This window comes from Pseudomonas sp. SIMBA_041, from assembly GCF_046535095.1.
GTDB lineage: Bacteria > Pseudomonadota > Gammaproteobacteria > Pseudomonadales > Pseudomonadaceae > Aquipseudomonas > Aquipseudomonas mucoides.
The window spans coordinates 1-264 of the sequence record NZ_JAWRXJ010000452.1 but is presented as its reverse complement, the minus strand read 5'-3'; the positions used below and the strand labels follow the sequence as shown (position 1 = coordinate 264).

Below are 264 nucleotides of genomic sequence, written 5' to 3'. Positions count from 1 at the left end.
CCCCGAAGGCTCTGGCTCCGGGAGCCCAGGACATATCGGGTAAAGCTTTGCCCGGGCCCTGAAGCGGCAACCAGGGATAGACTCGCGCCTTCATTCAACCTGGGGCAAGGAGCAAGGGATGATGGATTTGAATTCGGCGGTGGTGGTGCTCACCGGTGCCGGTCGCGGGGTGGGAGCGGCACTGGCCATCAGTCTGGCGGACCTGGGCTGCAAGCTGATTCTCTGTGGGCGCAACCCCGAAGCCCTGGCGCAAGTCAGCGCGGC

General features: G+C 65.2%; 1 protein-coding gene. It reads left to right on the top strand.

The genetic code is table 11. The features are described 5' to 3' along the window. Positions 1–118 precede the first annotated feature (118 nt). Positions 119–264, top strand: a 146-nt coding sequence (locus SB725_RS31885) for an SDR family NAD(P)-dependent oxidoreductase (protein WP_410923449.1), incomplete at its 3' end; no start/stop codon positions are given.